The organism is Flavobacterium sp. xlx-214, assembly GCF_013874595.1.
GTDB lineage: Bacteria > Bacteroidota > Bacteroidia > Flavobacteriales > Flavobacteriaceae > Flavobacterium.
This window is the reverse complement of the sequence record NZ_CP059431.1, coordinates 2,966,086-2,980,052: the sequence shown is the minus strand read 5'-3', so window position 1 is coordinate 2,980,052 and position 13,967 is coordinate 2,966,086. Positions and strand designations below refer to the sequence as shown.

Below are 13,967 nucleotides of genomic sequence, written 5' to 3'. Positions count from 1 at the left end.
TATTTTTAACGAATGTAATTTTTTTTGTGTTATTAACCTAAACTCAATACATCTTTCATACTGAAAATACCTTTTTTGCCTAAAATCCATTCAGCGGCAACTACGGCGCCTAATGCAAAACCTTGTCGGTTAAAAGCAGTGTGCTTAATTTCGATTTCATCAACCGCCGATTTGTAAAAAACACTGTGCGTTCCAGGAACATCAGCAATACGTTTGGCATCAATATGAATTTCATTTTCTAAAGGATTTTCTAAAGACCAAGCATTGTAGTTTGTTTCTTTAAAAATGCCTTCTGCTAATGATATGGCAGTTCCGCTAGGAGCATCTAATTTTTGTGTATGATGAATTTCTTCCATAGAAACATTATACTCTTTCACTTTAGACATCAACTTAGCAAGGTATGTGTTTAATTCAAAAAATAAATTTACACCTACGCTAAAATTCGATCCATATAAAAAGGCTCCGTTTTTTTCGTTACATAAAGCTACCATATCTTGGTAATTTTCTAACCAACCCGTTGTACCCGATATTACAGGGATATTATGGTTAAAACAAGTGCTAACATTTTCAATAGCAGCTGTAGGAATACTAAAATCAATAGCTACATCTGCATTTTCTAATCCTGAAAAATCGTTTTCTTCCGTTTTTCTTAAAACAATTTCATGACCACGTTCTAGAGCAATTTTTTCAATTTCTTTGCCCATTTTACCGTAACCTAATAACGCAATTTTCATAATTTAAAATTTATAAGACAATTTAGCCCCAAATTGATAGTTGTTATAATTAGGGTTGTATTCAAAAGCTGGTTTAAAACTAAGATCTTCATCTACATTAAATTGTTGTAAATGAGCATCAACATTAGCATCAACAATATTTAAAATATAAATACCCAAGGTTATAAACAAAGACAAATCTCTGTTTCTTTGTGCGGTGCGTTGTACAATTGCTAATTGTTCTTTAGTATAAGTACCCACTTTGGGGTTGTCGGTTTTTTCAACTCCCCTTAAACGCAATTTGTACTCATCACGTGCGCGGGTATATTTTTTTTGGTTATCTAAATAAAAATACAAACTGGTACCCATACCACCGTAAACCAATGGTATTTTCCAATAGCTTTTATTGTAAAATTGCCCCATACCTGGTACAATAGCCGAGTAAAAAGCAGCTTTGGAAGGCGCCAACGGATTTAATGCTTGTTCATTTAGTTTGGGTTGCTGAGGTACAACTAATTTCAATGAATCATTTTGTGCCCATAAACTACCTACAAACAAGCAAAATACAACCGTATATATTTTAGAAAACACTATGTATTTAAAAGTTTAATGATACGTTCTAAGTCTTCAGCAGAATGAAAAGGAATGTTGATTTTACCTTTGCCATTTGCCGCTATTTTAACATCTACTTTTGCTCCAAAAAACTCTGTGAATGCTTTTCTTTGAGAGTCAGAAACCGTATATGTTATTTTCTTTTTAGGAGCTGATGCTGGTGTGTTGTTTAACAAACCTTCATGATATGCTTTTACTAAAGCTTCGGTTTCACGTACCGATAAATTATCTAAAATGATTTTATGATAGATATCGGTTTGCGCTTCGAGATCTTCAATATTAATGATGGCTCTACCGTGACCCATTGAGATAAATCCATCGCGGATACCACTTTGGATAATAGGATCAAGCTTTAATAAACGCAAATAATTGGTAATGGTTGAGCGTTTTTTACCTACACGATCGCTCATTTGTTCTTGCGTTAACTGAATTTCATCAATTAAACGTTGGTACGACATGGCAATTTCAATAGGATCTAAATCATGGCGTTGAATGTTTTCAACCAAAGCCATAACCAAAGATTCGTTATCATTTGCAATACGTATATAAGCAGGAATGGTTAGTAAACCTGCTAATTTTGAAGCTCGTAAACGACGCTCACCCGAAATTAATTCGTATTTATTAAAATCAAGTTTACGTACTGTAATTGGCTGAATAACCCCTAATTCTTTAATTGAGGTAGCTAATTCTTTAAGCGTTTCCTCGTTAAAATGCGTACGCGGCTGAAATGGATTTACCTGAATAGTATCCAATTCTAACTCAATAATATTACCAACAACTTTATCTGCATTTGTATCTTCAACCGATTGTATATCGTTTGCAGGATCTTTTAAAAGTGCCGATAATCCACGTCCAAGCGCTTGTTTTTTTACTGCTTTTGCCATTTTAGTTGTTGCTGTTTTTCTGTATAATTTCCTGAGCCAAACTTAAGTAGTTACTAGCACCTTTACTTGCTGCGTCGTAATTAATAATGCTTTCGCCAAACGATGGTGCTTCGCTTAATTTTACGTTACGTTGAATAATAGTTTCAAAAACCATATCGTTAAAATGCTTCTGAACTTCATCAACCACTTGGTTTGATAAACGTAAACGCGAATCGTACATTGTTAGTAATAAACCTTCGATATCTAAATTAGGATTGTGTATTTTTTGAACACTTTTTATGGTGTTTAACAACTTACCTAAACCTTCTAAGGCAAAGTACTCACATTGAATAGGAATAACCACAGAATCTGCTGCTGTTAAGGCATTTAAGGTTAGTAAACCTAACGATGGCGCACAATCAATAATAATATAATCGTAATCGTCTTTAATAGATGCTAAGGCTTGTTTTAACATGTATTCACGATTTTCTTTATCAACTAATTCAATTTCAATAGCTACTAAATCAATATGTGCCGGAATCAAATCAACATTTGGTGCAGTACATTCTAAAGCAGCTTCTTTTGGTGTTACTGTATGTTCTAAAATTTGATAAGTACCTGCTTCAACCGATTCAACATCAATTCCTAACCCCGATGTGGCGTTTGCTTGCGGATCGGCATCAATCAACAAGATCTTCTTTTCTAATGCACCTAACGATGCCGCTAAATTTACAGAAGTAGTTGTTTTTCCTACTCCGCCTTTTTGATTGGCTATAGCAATGATTTTACCCATTTTTCTTTTACAAAAATTTCAAGTGTAAAAATACAATTAATTATCTTAACTAAAAACGCTAATGGTATTTTCTATATTCTTTTAGCTGCTTTTTTAGTGTATTTTTTGTATTGTATTTAATTTCAATTTGTAATGATATACTAAAATGAATGCGCTTTACGTTTATTTAACAAATTTAAAGATGGTTAATTGTTTTTAAGCATCATTTCAATTTGTAACTTTGTTTTTCTTTAGACAAAAAATGAACATTAAAACACTTATAATCATTGTCTTTGTTTTTACTTCTGCATTGGGTTGGTCTCAAAACGATTCTCTTGTAAAAAACATCGATACTTTATCAATTACCACAACTAAGGTAACAGATTCCTTGATGGTATCGCCTAAAAAAACAAACGATGCAGTACGTATTGTAGATGCTTTTGCATATACACTTTCATCACCTATTAGATGGGATAAAGAGGATTGGTTGTATTTTGGAGGATCAATGGTGGCTACTTCTATTATTTCTTTGGCCGATAAACCGGTTAATAGAGTAATTAACAAAAATGCTTCTGGTTTTTATAAAGAATTTGCCGATTTTGGATACCATAACGGAAAACCCTACGCTGCTGCAATTGTGGCAGGTGGTTTTTATGCTACGGGATGGATTATTAATGATGAATGGACAAAAGAAACCGGTGTTGCTTTAACAACAGCTTATATGACTTCGGGAATTTTACAAACAGCTTTAAAGAAAATTGTTGGTAGAGCCAGACCATCAGAAGGTTTAGGACCGTACGAGTTTAGACCTTTTAAAAACGATCCTGGTTTTAGTTCTTTTCCTTCGGGGCATTCGCAAATAGCTTTTGTAACCTCTATGGTTTTGGCAGAACGTGTAACCCAACCTTGGTTAAAAGTAGTTTTTTATACAGGTGCAGCACTTACAATGACTAGTAGAATGTATGCCAATGCACATTGGTTAAGCGATGTAAGCTTTGGAGGATTTTTAGGTTATGTTTGTACCAAAACGGTTTTAAAACGATTAAATCAGAATAAAAATAACGGTCCATGGGAAAATTATCGTAAAAATAAAATCACGTGGACAGCAACACCAACCGCTAATGGTTTTGGTATTATTGGCACTTTTTAAGTAAAAAAGCACTGTTTTAAAACAGTGCTTTTTTATTATTTACTTCCTTTAGCTTTTATCATTTGTTCTAACATATCCCACAATTCTTTTGGGATGTTTTCTAACATATTAAACTCGCCTGCGCCTTGTAACCATTCGCCACCATCAATAGTGACTACTTCACCATTAATGTAACTCGAGAAATCAGAAACCAAATAAGCCGCTAAATTCGCTAACTCTTGATGTTCGCCTACACGTCGTAACGGAACTTGTTTACTAATATCAAACTGATCTTTTAAATCACCTGGTAATAAACGATCCCAAGCACCTTTTGTAGGAAAAGGTCCTGGAGCAATGGCATTCATACGAATTCCGTATTTAGCCCATTCTACCGCCAAACTTCTGGTCATAGCCAAAACACCCGCCTTTGCAGTAGCGCTCGGTACCACATAACCCGATCCTGTCCACGCATAAGTAGTTACAATATTTAAAACCACTTTGTTTTTCTCGCCTTTAGCAATCCAATGTTTACCCAAAGCCAACGTGCAGTTTTTACTTCCTTTTAAAACAATATCAATAATGGTATCAAACGCATTCGCCGATAAACGCTCGGTAGGAGAGATGAAGTTACCCGCTGCGTTGTTCAATAAAACATCAACCTTACCAAACGCATTTAAAACTTCGTTCAGTATATTTTCTACCTGATCGTAGTAACGTACATCACAAGCCAATGGCAAACATGTACCACCTGTTTTTTCTTCTAACTCTTTGGCAGTAGTTTGTAGTTTGTCTAAATCGCGCGATGTAATGGCAACTTTAGCACCTAATTCTAAGAAATAAGTTGTCATAGCTTTACCTAAACCGCTACCGCCGCCTGTAACAATAATCACTTTATCTTGTAATGCATCATCGCGAAGCATTTTTTTAGTGTAATCCATAATTTTGTATTTGGTTTGTTAGTAAATATACAAAAATATATGCACGCATAGTATAAAAAAGAATGTATAGCTTTAAAAACAATCTTTTTATGAAATATGTTTAAACAAAAAAATCCTGAAGTGTAGTACTTTAGGATTTTTTATGTTTAAGTATTTTAATCTTTTATGATATATGATATTGTTGTTTTTTTACAGCGTAATAATCGCATAGTTTTGGTCAAGCGGATGTAAGTTTTGCAATAGGGCATCTATCATTTTTTGACCAAATTCAGTATAAAGCGTTGAAAAATTATCTACGCGTTCTTGTAAGCTGTTGTTAGGGAAAAGGGCTATTTTTAAATCGAGCATCCTATCTAACGCATCTTGGTTTTTTAAACGCTCGGCTTTAAAATAACGATTCTCTAAATGCTCTAATCCTTTAATTTGCTTTTGTTGTTGTGCTTTAACGGCTCCTAAAAACGATGGGTTTGTTTTTTGGGTTAACGCTAATAAATCATCAAACTGTTTGCGTAAAAAAGCTTTTTGTTGCTCAAAATCGAATGCGTTATCAGATAAATCGTGTGTTTTCTTTTGGGTAAAAGCTTCGGTTTTTAAAAACAATTCTTCCCAAGAAAGTTCCAGTTTTTCGCGCTTTTCGTTTTGCTTTTCGGTAGCCAATAATACCGAATTTCGCAACAATAACATTGGGAAAGGTGTGTTGTGTATTTGGAAAACCTTTTGTAATTCTAACCAATACGCTAACTCGCCACCACCGCCAATATAGCATAAATTAGGCAAAATAACTTCTTGATACAAAGGGCGTAAGATGACATTTGGACTGAATTTTTCGGGATGTGTATCAACCAAATCCAAAATCTCATCTTTTGTAAACTGCATATTGGTATGTAAAACCTTGTACACATCATCCTCAAAAACAATGCGTTCTCTTAAACCGTTTTCAATGTAAAATAAGTTGATTTCACGCGGATTTACCTGCACAAAATAATCTTTTAGCGTAGCAAAACTTTCTTCAACAGCCTTAATAGACGATTGATTGATTAATTCTTCCTTAATATGAGGGGCAAAAACATTTTTTAAAGCAGCATCGTCTCCATCAATAATTACCAAACCTTGCTCTTTAAATAATTCGTTAGCTAAATAACGGGTAGCATCTGCCAAGTTATCGTGCTGTAAATAAGCATTTTCAAACCAAGTAGCCAACTGTTTTGCGTTATCGCCGTGGGTTAAATAGTGCTTAAACTGATTAAAAACGGCTTCTAAACCTTGGGTTGATAATCGTCCAACGGGTCCTGAAACGTCTTTATTCCATTGAAACTTAATGCGGTTAAAATTAAAAAAGTTGATTTCCTCAAAATCGTGATCTTCCGTTGCCATCCAATAAACAGGTACAAAATGGTAATTTGGATACGCCTTTTTTAACTCTTTACACAAATTAATGGTTGAGATAATTTTGTATAAAAAATACAGCGGCCCCGTAAATAAATTTAACTGATGACCCGTTACCACCGTAAAAGTGTTGGTATTACCTAATTGCTGAATGTTGTGCAATGTTGCTGAGGTAGCGTTAACTTTTGCGTATTGTTTGGTTAATTGCTGTACTAATATATGGCGATTTTCTAAAGGAAAAGCCTGTTGTTTTTCTTCGATTTGAAGTTTAAAATTTTCTAACGTAGGAAAACGATTATATAAAGAAGTGATGTGATTGTCTTGGTTAAGATAATCAATCATTAGTTTTGAAAAATAGCCCGTTTGTGCGTAAGGGATTGAAAACATCATTTGTTTTTGATTTTTTCAAAGTTAGCAAATATGTGGTTATGGTGGGCATCTTTTTGAGTTAAAGAAATGTTGATAACTATATCGATATGAAATTGTACTTTTGCATAAATTACCATCCGTTGAAAACAGAAATCTTACTTATAACGCCGCCTTTTACGCAATTAAACACGCCTTATCCGGGTACGGTTTATTTAAAGGGTTTTTTAAACACGAAAAACATTACTTCGTATCAAGCCGATTTGGGAATTGAAGTGATTTTACAGTTGTTTTCTAAAAAAGGCTTGCAAGATTTGTTTGCGTTTATTGCACAAAATAATACCGATTTGGGCGAAAATGCACAGCGTATTGTAGCATTACAAGATGATTATATTCAGTCGGTTGATGCGGTAATTGGGTTTTTACAAGGGAAAAATCCAACGTTGGCAAACGCCATTGTACACGATGATTTTTTACCACAAGCATCGCGTTTTTCGCATTTAGAAGAGTTAGATTGGGCGTTTGGATCGATGGGTTTTCAAGACAAAGCCAAGCATTATGCAACATTGTATTTAGAAGATTTGTCGGATTTAATCATTGAAACCGTTGATGATAACTTTGGATTTAGCCGCTATGCAGAACGTTTGGGTAGATCTGCTAATTCGTTTGATGAATTGTATCAAAAATTAAACGAACAACCTACTTATATTGATGCCATTACACTACAATTGTTAGATGCTTTGGTACAAAAATCAAACCCTAAAATTATTGGTTTTTCGGTGCCTTTTCCAGGTAACTTATACAGCGCTTTTCGTTGTGCGCAATACATTAAAAATCATTATCCTAACATAAAAGTAGTAATGGGTGGTGGTTTTCCTAATACCGAATTGCGTAGTGTTTCGGACGTGCGAGTGTTTGAGTTTTTCGATTTTATTAATTTAGATGATGGCGAAGCACCCACCGAACAATTAATCAAGTTTGTGAATAATGAAATTGTTCAAAGTGAATTAAAGCGCACATTTGTTTTAGAAAATAATACCGTTCAATACATCAACAATCCTTTAATAAAAGATTACAAGCAAAACGAAGTCGGTTGTCCTGATTATTCTGATATTGATTTAAACCAGTACATTTCGGTCATTGAAGTGGTAAACCCTATGCATCGTTTATGGAGTGATGGGCGTTGGAATAAATTAACGATGGCGCATGGTTGCTATTGGGGTAAATGTACGTTTTGCGATATTTCGTTAGATTATATAAAAATATACGAACCTATTGCTGCAAAGGAAATTGTAGATAGAATGGAGCAGTTAATTGCTACCACAAAGGCTACAGGTTTTCATTTTGTGGATGAAGCTGCACCACCTGCGTTAATGCGCGAAGTAGCTATAGAAATCATTAAACGTAAGTTAACTGTTTCGTGGTGGACCAACATTCGATTCGAAAAAAGTTTTACATTAGATTTATGCAGGTTGCTAAAAGCATCGGGTTGTATTGCTGTTTCAGGTGGATTAGAAGTAGCATCAGATCGATTGCTTCAACTTATTGATAAAGGCGTAACTGTAGAACAAGTGGCACGTGTAAACCGCAATTTTACCGAAGCAGGTATTATGGTGCATGCGTATTTAATGTACGGTTTTCCTACGCAAACGGCTCAAGAAACCATAGATTCGTTAGAAATGGTGCGTCAAATGTTTGAGGTAGGCATTATGCAATCGGGGTTTTGGCATCAGTTTGCCATGACAGCCCATAGTCCAGTTGGACTAAACCCGGAAGCGTTTGATGTGATTAATCATTCTACCACTTTAGGAACTTTTGCCAATAACGATATGGTGCATGAGGATAAATCGGGTGCTGTACACGATAAATTTTCGTTTGGATTGAAAAAATCGTTGTTTAATTATATGCACGGTTTGTGTTTTGATTTTCCGTTGCAAGAATGGTTCGAATTTAAAATTCCGCGTACCAAAATAGCACCCGATTATATTGTATCGGTTTTAGAAAGCGAAGCTTTTTCTACGTATAAATCAACTCAAAAAGTGGTTTGGTTAGGAAGTTTGCCAACAATGGAGTTTTTTACGAAGACCAAAAAAGGAAGAACGTTTGAGAAAGCGCGATTGGTATTTCACTCTAAACACGATTTATTAGAATTGGAAGTTGATAAGGAAGTAGGCGAGTGGCTGCAAAATTTCTTAAACGAGCTAAAACAAAATCCAAAAGGTGTGTTGTCATACGGACAAATGAAACAAAGTTTTGAAACACAAACACAACAAGATTTAGAACCTTTTATTTTCTCTAAACAAGGAGAACAGCTAAAAGATTTCGGATTGTTGGTATTATAAAAAAAAGAAAAGAGCTTACCTTTTGGGGTAAGCTCAAGTTATCTAATATCTTGTTTTATTGAAAAAACAAGCGATTGATTGGTAAAACAAAAATACTATTTATTATTAAGTGGCTAATGAGTATTTTACTCACAATATGTTAATTGTGAATTTATTGATTAAATTTTCTTTAGTGCTTTTTCAACAACAACAATCATTGTAATAACTCCTATAAGAGGTAAGGCAACACCTAAGATTACATCTGTTTCTTCACTAGTTTTAATAACAACTTTAAAGAAAGATACAACTATTAAAACAATGCCCAAAATAAATAATAATTTGGCACTATATGTTTGAGAAAAATCCCATTTCTGTTGATTTTTCATAGAAGAGGCTGTTCTGTATCCATACAAACTATTAATTTTTTTTGGAGGAAAAACATACATAATACCTCCGGCTATAGCAAAAAGTAACCCCATTAAAAGTATCATTTGGTTACAGTAATTTAGAATTGTTTCCATAGTTTATTCAATTAAAAAAGTTCCTTCGTGTGTGTAAACTCCAATAGCTAAAAATAATCCAAGTAAAAAAAGAAATGCTAATACAAAATAATTAACGGCATACTGCCACTTAGGATATGTGTTTGGATCGTATTTTTTACCTAAGAAAAATAGTGGTATAAAACCCCAAGTACACGTTAAAGTTAATAATGCAGCCCAAAAATTTTCGTTTTCAAAAAAATAACTCAGTATACCTATTGCAACTAAAATTAATGCGATGCTAAAAAAAACGGTTTGAAAAACTTTTGCTATACCTTTAAAATCAACATTCTTCTTTTTTTCATCGCTCATGGTATTGTAGCCGCTAAGTAAGCCAGGAGCTGTTTCTTCGGTAACCATACCGCCAATAAAAAAAATAATAAATGCAATAACTAAACAAGGAGTTAACATATTATTTTACGGTTTTGTTTAACCAATTGCTAATATCTTCTAAAACTTTTGGTTCAATTGTGGTTTCAATTTCACCGTATTCTTCTGGCATACCTGTATTTGCGGTTTGAAACATATGGTTTAAATCGCGGTAAGCCATTACCACTAATTTATCTTTATTACCAATATGTGCTGCTATGCTTGCTAGGTTTTCCTTGGCAGGAACTTGAATGTCTTTATTACCATTTAAAGCTAAAACGTGGCAATTTATTTTTGATAAATATTCTTGCGAATTAAATTGTATGAATGCTTTCATCCAGTCTGTCGCTAACGAAGCTGCTTTTGCATTAATTTGACTGTCTTTTGCATCTTTATAATTTTTGTTTGATTTAAAATAAGTAACTAATTCTTTCTTAATAGATGCAATATCTTTTCCTTTTTTGATGATGCTGTAAACAGCTTTGTTTTCATCTTGTAGTTCGTCTATTTCTGATTGAGAAAGGTTTGCGTTTTCTGCAAGAGCTTTTGTTTGGTGCATCAAAATTTCATCTCCTCCAATGGCAGGAGAAGCCATTAAAATGATAAAATGTACCGAAGGATCTTGCGCAGCTACAATTTGCGCTACTTGTCCACCTTCGCTATGTCCCCAAATTCCAATTTTCTTTGAATCTATTTCTTTTCTCGATTTTAAATATTCAATCGCAGCTTTTGTATCATTTGCAAAATCAAAAACTGTCGCGGCAGCAAAATCGCCTTCTGAAGCAGCTACACCGCGTTTATCATATCTTAAAACGGCATAGCCTTTTTTGGTTAAATAATCGGCAATTACTAAGAAAGGTTTGTGACCAAAAAGCTCTTCGTCACGATCGTTCGGTCCGCTACCAGCAACCAAAATTACAGTTGGAAATTTTCCATTTCCATGAGGCGTCGTTAAAGTACCTGCCAATTTAATTTTTGCTTCTTTATTTTCAAAAGTAACATCTTCAATTTTGTAATTAAATTTAGGCTTAGGTTCTTGTGGGCGGTTGCGTTTAAACTCGCCTTGGGTTAAATCTAATGTAAAAGATTGACCACCCTGCATAAAAGTACCTTTAATAGTATTGTTGCTTTGCAATACACCTTTGTAGGTCATCATCATTTGCGGATGTTTTAAATGAAGTGTGTTTTCTTCAAAACGAATTTCAGGAATTTCAATACCAAAACCACCTTGGTCTGGACTATCAAAAGTTGCTTTTAATTGATTGTTTTCTTTTGTAACATGTAAAACAAAAGGTAATTTAACTGTTGGTAATTCAATAGCTCCGTTCCAAGTTCCTTCAATTTGTGCAAAGGTTGAAATACTGAATAACAGTGTAAATAATAAAAATAGTTTTTTCATAATGAGGTGTTTATATGTTTTTAATAATCAATGATGAGGTAATAATAAATATTAAAAGAGTGCCTATTAATAATAAATAATCAGTTGTTTTTTTAGCGTTACAAATTGTTTTAAAACTTCTGTAAACTGAAATGCCTATAACTACTAAAAAGCTTATAAGTAAAAAAAACATTGAATAACCAATAACCAGCTCAGTTATGTCATTAAATAAATTGGACTCCTTGTCTATGTTTTTGTTTGAAGTTTGATCACTAAATAAAAAAAACAAATTAATTAATGTTAAAAAATAATAAGGAATGCGTAAATACATAGCCAGATTTAAGCAATCTATAAACCTTGTTTTTCTATTGATTATTTTTGCTGCCAAAAAAAATGCCAAGCATAAGCTAATTATTGATATAGTATTTCCAAAGAATGTTTGCGCAGGCACCATTTTTTCAGAAAAATGTAAGCTAATTGGCGATTCAAAAGTTGCGTGCAACGCCACAGATAAAAGAGTGCCGCAAACAAAAATGATAAGATTGATAAGAAGCAGCTTTTTATCGTTAAAAAATTCAATAGGATTTAGAATTTTTTTCATACTTAAATTGAATTAATCAAACCAGATGTTAAAAGATCTATTGCAATTAAAATAACAAAGAACAAAAGGTAATGCCATATTTTTTTTGCATTAGTAGCTGTTTTAAAACCAACAAATAGTAAATAGATGTAATAAATAAAAAAGCAAAACCCAATTAAACCTACAATTATTAATAAAAAAGGAGGTGTTTGTGTGTAAATAGTTCCATCTTTTACTGCATTTTCAATTTTTGAAGTTTCATTAGATAAAAAACCATTAATATTTTGAAAAAGTGAAATGTAAAGAGGTATCAAACTAATTAATACACTACTTAAAATGTCAATAAAACGAGTTTTCTTATTGATAACTTTTCCTAAAATAAAAAAGCTTACAGTTAAACAAATTATAATAATTAAATGCCCAATAACAACCTCTAATAAGTTTGGTATTTTTAAGGTATTAATTCTTAATATTTGAAGCTGTATTTGAAATTGAAAAGCTAAAAAAACACCAATTACAAAAGCAACAACTCCTGTTAATAGTATTTGTTTATCGCTTAATACAGCAAACGGATTTTTTAATAGTAGTCCTATTTTTTTCATACGTAAAGGTTTAAACATTTAAATCTTTAATGTGTTGAATCATATCGTCTAATTGGTTGCGAACCGTTGGGTAAGAAATACCTTGTTGTGCCGCCATTTCCTTTAAACTACCACTTGATAAAAAAAACTGTAAAATAAATTCTTGTTCTTTTGGCGATAATTTTAAAAACACAGGCAATGGATAATTACCTTGTACTACGGTTTGGCAACTTTCGCAACTTAATTGCGATACGCTTAATAAGCTTTCGCAACTTGGACATAATGTTGGTAATTTAGCCTTCATTTAAATAAAATTAAGTTTTGTTTTAATTTTGTTAAGTCAAATATAAATATAATTTATTTTAAAATCAAAAAAGTCCATCAAAATTTAATTTGACAGACTTTTGTTAAACACATATTTATATTTCTTTTGTCTTTTTTAATAAATTCAAATTGATTAAAATAACGGCTGCCAAAATAATAAGGATACCCAACCATTGAATACCTAAAACTTGTTCTTTTAGCAGAAAGAAGGCAAATGTAACCGACACCGGTAGTTCTAAAGCCGATACAATACTGCCTAAACCAACACCGACAAGCGGAAACCCTTTGTTTAATAAAATTGGAGGTAACACCGTACCAAATAAGGATAGTAAAATACCCCAAGTGTATAAAATACTAAAATCAAAGCTTTTAATGGTAATAAATTCGGATCCTATTAAATGTATCTGAAAATAAGTAGGTAGTATTTGTGTTAGTAAGGTAAAAGTTAATACAATCATTCCTCCACCAAAAAGCATGAATAAACTGCGTTTATAAGCATGTAAATGTTTAGCAACGCTGTTGGTGCTGTAAAGTGTCATTGAAAATGAAATAGCTGCTAAAAAACCAAATAGGTATCCTTTAAAGTTAAAAACCAATTCATTATCAAGAATATTAGTAGCTAATGCGGTTCCAAATAAAACAAACAATACGGCTATTATTTTTGCTTTAGAAGGTTTCTGCTTGTTTAAATAAGCTTCTACAAACACCCCAATCCAAACCGATTGCATAAGTAAAACTACCGCGATACTTGCATTTACATATTTTACCGATAAGTAATATAAAACACTGGTAAAGCCCATTGAGGTTCCACTTAGGATGAGTTTTTTTAAATCGGTTGAAGAAGCAATTGCCTGGCTTTTTTTGGTAATAGCGTTTAAAAACAATAAACAAAGAATGGCAAAAACGTATTGAGAAGTGGTTACTTCTGCGGTAGTAAAACCTTGATCATAAGCTATTTTTACAAAAGTAGCCAACATGCCGTAACTACTTGCACCAAAAGCAACAAACAAGATTCCTTTTAAAGTAGGGTTCAAAATAATTGTTTTAGAGTGAATACAAAATTAAAACAAAAAATCCTGAAAGGTACATTTCAGGA

The 13,967-nt window shown here is 33.0% G+C and carries 15 protein-coding genes; 2 read left to right on the top strand and 13 right to left on the bottom strand.

The genetic code is table 11. From position 1 onward, the window contains the following. Positions 1-32: 32 nt before the first annotated feature. The 4 genes from dapB to H1R17_RS14025 all read right to left on the bottom strand — a co-directional run bounded on the left by dapB (position 33) and on the right by H1R17_RS14025 (position 2,981). Positions 33-734, bottom strand: coding sequence for a 4-hydroxy-tetrahydrodipicolinate reductase (dapB, locus tag H1R17_RS14040; protein ID WP_163430621.1), 702 nt, complete (start codon positions 732-734; stop codon positions 33-35). 3 nt (positions 735-737) lie between these two features. Continuing rightward, complete coding sequence (locus H1R17_RS14035; RefSeq protein WP_240453306.1) at positions 738-1,235, bottom strand: DUF5683 domain-containing protein; 498 nt, start codon at positions 1,233-1,235, stop codon at positions 738-740. A 68-nt stretch (positions 1,236-1,303) separates the two neighbouring features. Beyond that, positions 1,304-2,209, bottom strand: a complete 906-nt coding sequence (locus tag H1R17_RS14030; protein ID WP_163430623.1) for a ParB/RepB/Spo0J family partition protein — start codon at positions 2,207-2,209, stop codon at positions 1,304-1,306. 1 nt (position 2,210) lies between these two features. Next, positions 2,211-2,981, bottom strand: coding sequence for a ParA family protein (locus tag H1R17_RS14025; RefSeq protein WP_163430625.1), 771 nt, complete (start codon positions 2,979-2,981; stop codon positions 2,211-2,213). 241 nt (positions 2,982-3,222) lie between these two features. Between H1R17_RS14025 and H1R17_RS14020 the strand changes: the two genes are divergently transcribed. After that, entirely contained in the window at positions 3,223-4,110 is an 888-nt protein-coding gene (locus H1R17_RS14020; protein WP_163430627.1) for a phosphatase PAP2 family protein, read from the top strand. Positions 4,111-4,145: 35 nt separating this feature from the next. Here H1R17_RS14020 and H1R17_RS14015 read toward each other — a convergent pair whose 3' ends face one another. Together H1R17_RS14015 and bshC are read right to left on the bottom strand one after the other, a co-directional pair. Continuing rightward, a complete protein-coding gene (locus tag H1R17_RS14015) occupies positions 4,146-5,027 on the bottom strand; it encodes an SDR family oxidoreductase (protein ID WP_163430628.1) in 882 nt (293 codons plus the stop codon). Positions 5,028-5,216: 189 nt separating this feature from the next. Beyond that, positions 5,217-6,803 (bottom strand): bacillithiol biosynthesis cysteine-adding enzyme BshC, encoded by a 1,587-nt coding sequence (gene bshC, locus H1R17_RS14010; protein WP_163430634.1) that lies wholly within the window; start codon positions 6,801-6,803, stop codon positions 5,217-5,219. Between the two features lie 119 nt (positions 6,804-6,922). On the opposite strand from bshC, the gene H1R17_RS14005 reads away from it, so the two are divergent. Beyond that, on the top strand, positions 6,923-9,121 hold the full coding sequence (locus H1R17_RS14005; protein ID WP_255489044.1) for a radical SAM protein: 2,199 nt from the start codon (positions 6,923-6,925) through the stop codon (positions 9,119-9,121). Positions 9,122-9,279: 158 nt separating this feature from the next. On the opposite strand, the gene H1R17_RS14000 is transcribed toward H1R17_RS14005, so the two are convergent. From H1R17_RS14000 to H1R17_RS13970, 7 genes are all read right to left on the bottom strand, one after another. Next, positions 9,280-9,621: an SdpI family protein gene (locus H1R17_RS14000; RefSeq protein ID WP_163430638.1), complete on the bottom strand. Its 342-nt coding sequence runs from the start codon at positions 9,619-9,621 to the stop codon at positions 9,280-9,282. Positions 9,622-9,624: 3 nt separating this feature from the next. After that, positions 9,625-10,050, bottom strand: coding sequence for a DUF3784 domain-containing protein (locus H1R17_RS13995; protein WP_163430640.1), 426 nt, complete (start codon positions 10,048-10,050; stop codon positions 9,625-9,627). A 1-nt stretch (position 10,051) separates the two neighbouring features. Further along, the gene (locus H1R17_RS13990) at positions 10,052-11,407 is read right to left on the bottom strand and encodes a S9 family peptidase (protein ID WP_163430642.1); all 1,356 of its coding nucleotides are present in this window, start codon (positions 11,405-11,407) and stop codon (positions 10,052-10,054) included. Positions 11,408-11,417: 10 nt separating this feature from the next. Next, on the bottom strand, positions 11,418-11,987 hold the full coding sequence (locus H1R17_RS13985; protein WP_163430644.1) for a YIP1 family protein: 570 nt from the start codon (positions 11,985-11,987) through the stop codon (positions 11,418-11,420). A 2-nt stretch (positions 11,988-11,989) separates the two neighbouring features. After that, a complete protein-coding gene (locus H1R17_RS13980; protein ID WP_163430646.1) occupies positions 11,990-12,568 on the bottom strand; it encodes a YIP1 family protein in 579 nt (192 codons plus the stop codon). Positions 12,569-12,578: 10 nt separating this feature from the next. Next, a complete protein-coding gene (locus H1R17_RS13975) occupies positions 12,579-12,851 on the bottom strand; it encodes a DUF2089 family protein (RefSeq protein WP_163430648.1) in 273 nt (90 codons plus the stop codon). 115 nt (positions 12,852-12,966) lie between these two features. Further along, the gene (locus H1R17_RS13970) at positions 12,967-13,911 is read right to left on the bottom strand and encodes a DMT family transporter (protein WP_255489065.1); all 945 of its coding nucleotides are present in this window, start codon (positions 13,909-13,911) and stop codon (positions 12,967-12,969) included. Positions 13,912-13,967: the final 56 nt, after the last annotated feature.

Excerpts from the sequence above, each read along its gene's own strand:
- H1R17_RS14000 (WP_163430638.1), bottom strand. The coding sequence starts at position 9,621 with ATGGAAACAATTCTAAATTACTGTAACCAAATGATACTTTTAATGGGG.
- H1R17_RS13975 (WP_163430648.1), bottom strand. The coding sequence starts at position 12,851 with ATGAAGGCTAAATTACCAACATTATGTCCAAGTTGCGAAAGCTTATTA.
- H1R17_RS13980 (WP_163430646.1), bottom strand. The coding sequence starts at position 12,568 with ATGAAAAAAATAGGACTACTATTAAAAAATCCGTTTGCTGTATTAAGC.
- H1R17_RS14015 (WP_163430628.1), bottom strand. The coding sequence starts at position 5,027 with ATGGATTACACTAAAAAAATGCTTCGCGATGATGCATTACAAGATAAA.
- H1R17_RS13990 (WP_163430642.1), bottom strand. The coding sequence starts at position 11,407 with ATGAAAAAACTATTTTTATTATTTACACTGTTATTCAGTATTTCAACC.
- bshC (WP_163430634.1), bottom strand. The coding sequence starts at position 6,803 with ATGATGTTTTCAATCCCTTACGCACAAACGGGCTATTTTTCAAAACTA.
- H1R17_RS13995 (WP_163430640.1), bottom strand. The coding sequence starts at position 10,050 with ATGTTAACTCCTTGTTTAGTTATTGCATTTATTATTTTTTTTATTGGC.
- H1R17_RS14020 (WP_163430627.1), top strand. The coding sequence starts at position 3,223 with ATGAACATTAAAACACTTATAATCATTGTCTTTGTTTTTACTTCTGCA.
- H1R17_RS13985 (WP_163430644.1), bottom strand. The coding sequence starts at position 11,987 with ATGAAAAAAATTCTAAATCCTATTGAATTTTTTAACGATAAAAAGCTG.
- H1R17_RS14025 (WP_163430625.1), bottom strand. The coding sequence starts at position 2,981 with ATGGGTAAAATCATTGCTATAGCCAATCAAAAAGGCGGAGTAGGAAAA.
- dapB (WP_163430621.1), bottom strand. The coding sequence starts at position 734 with ATGAAAATTGCGTTATTAGGTTACGGTAAAATGGGCAAAGAAATTGAA.
- H1R17_RS14030 (WP_163430623.1), bottom strand. The coding sequence starts at position 2,209 with ATGGCAAAAGCAGTAAAAAAACAAGCGCTTGGACGTGGATTATCGGCA.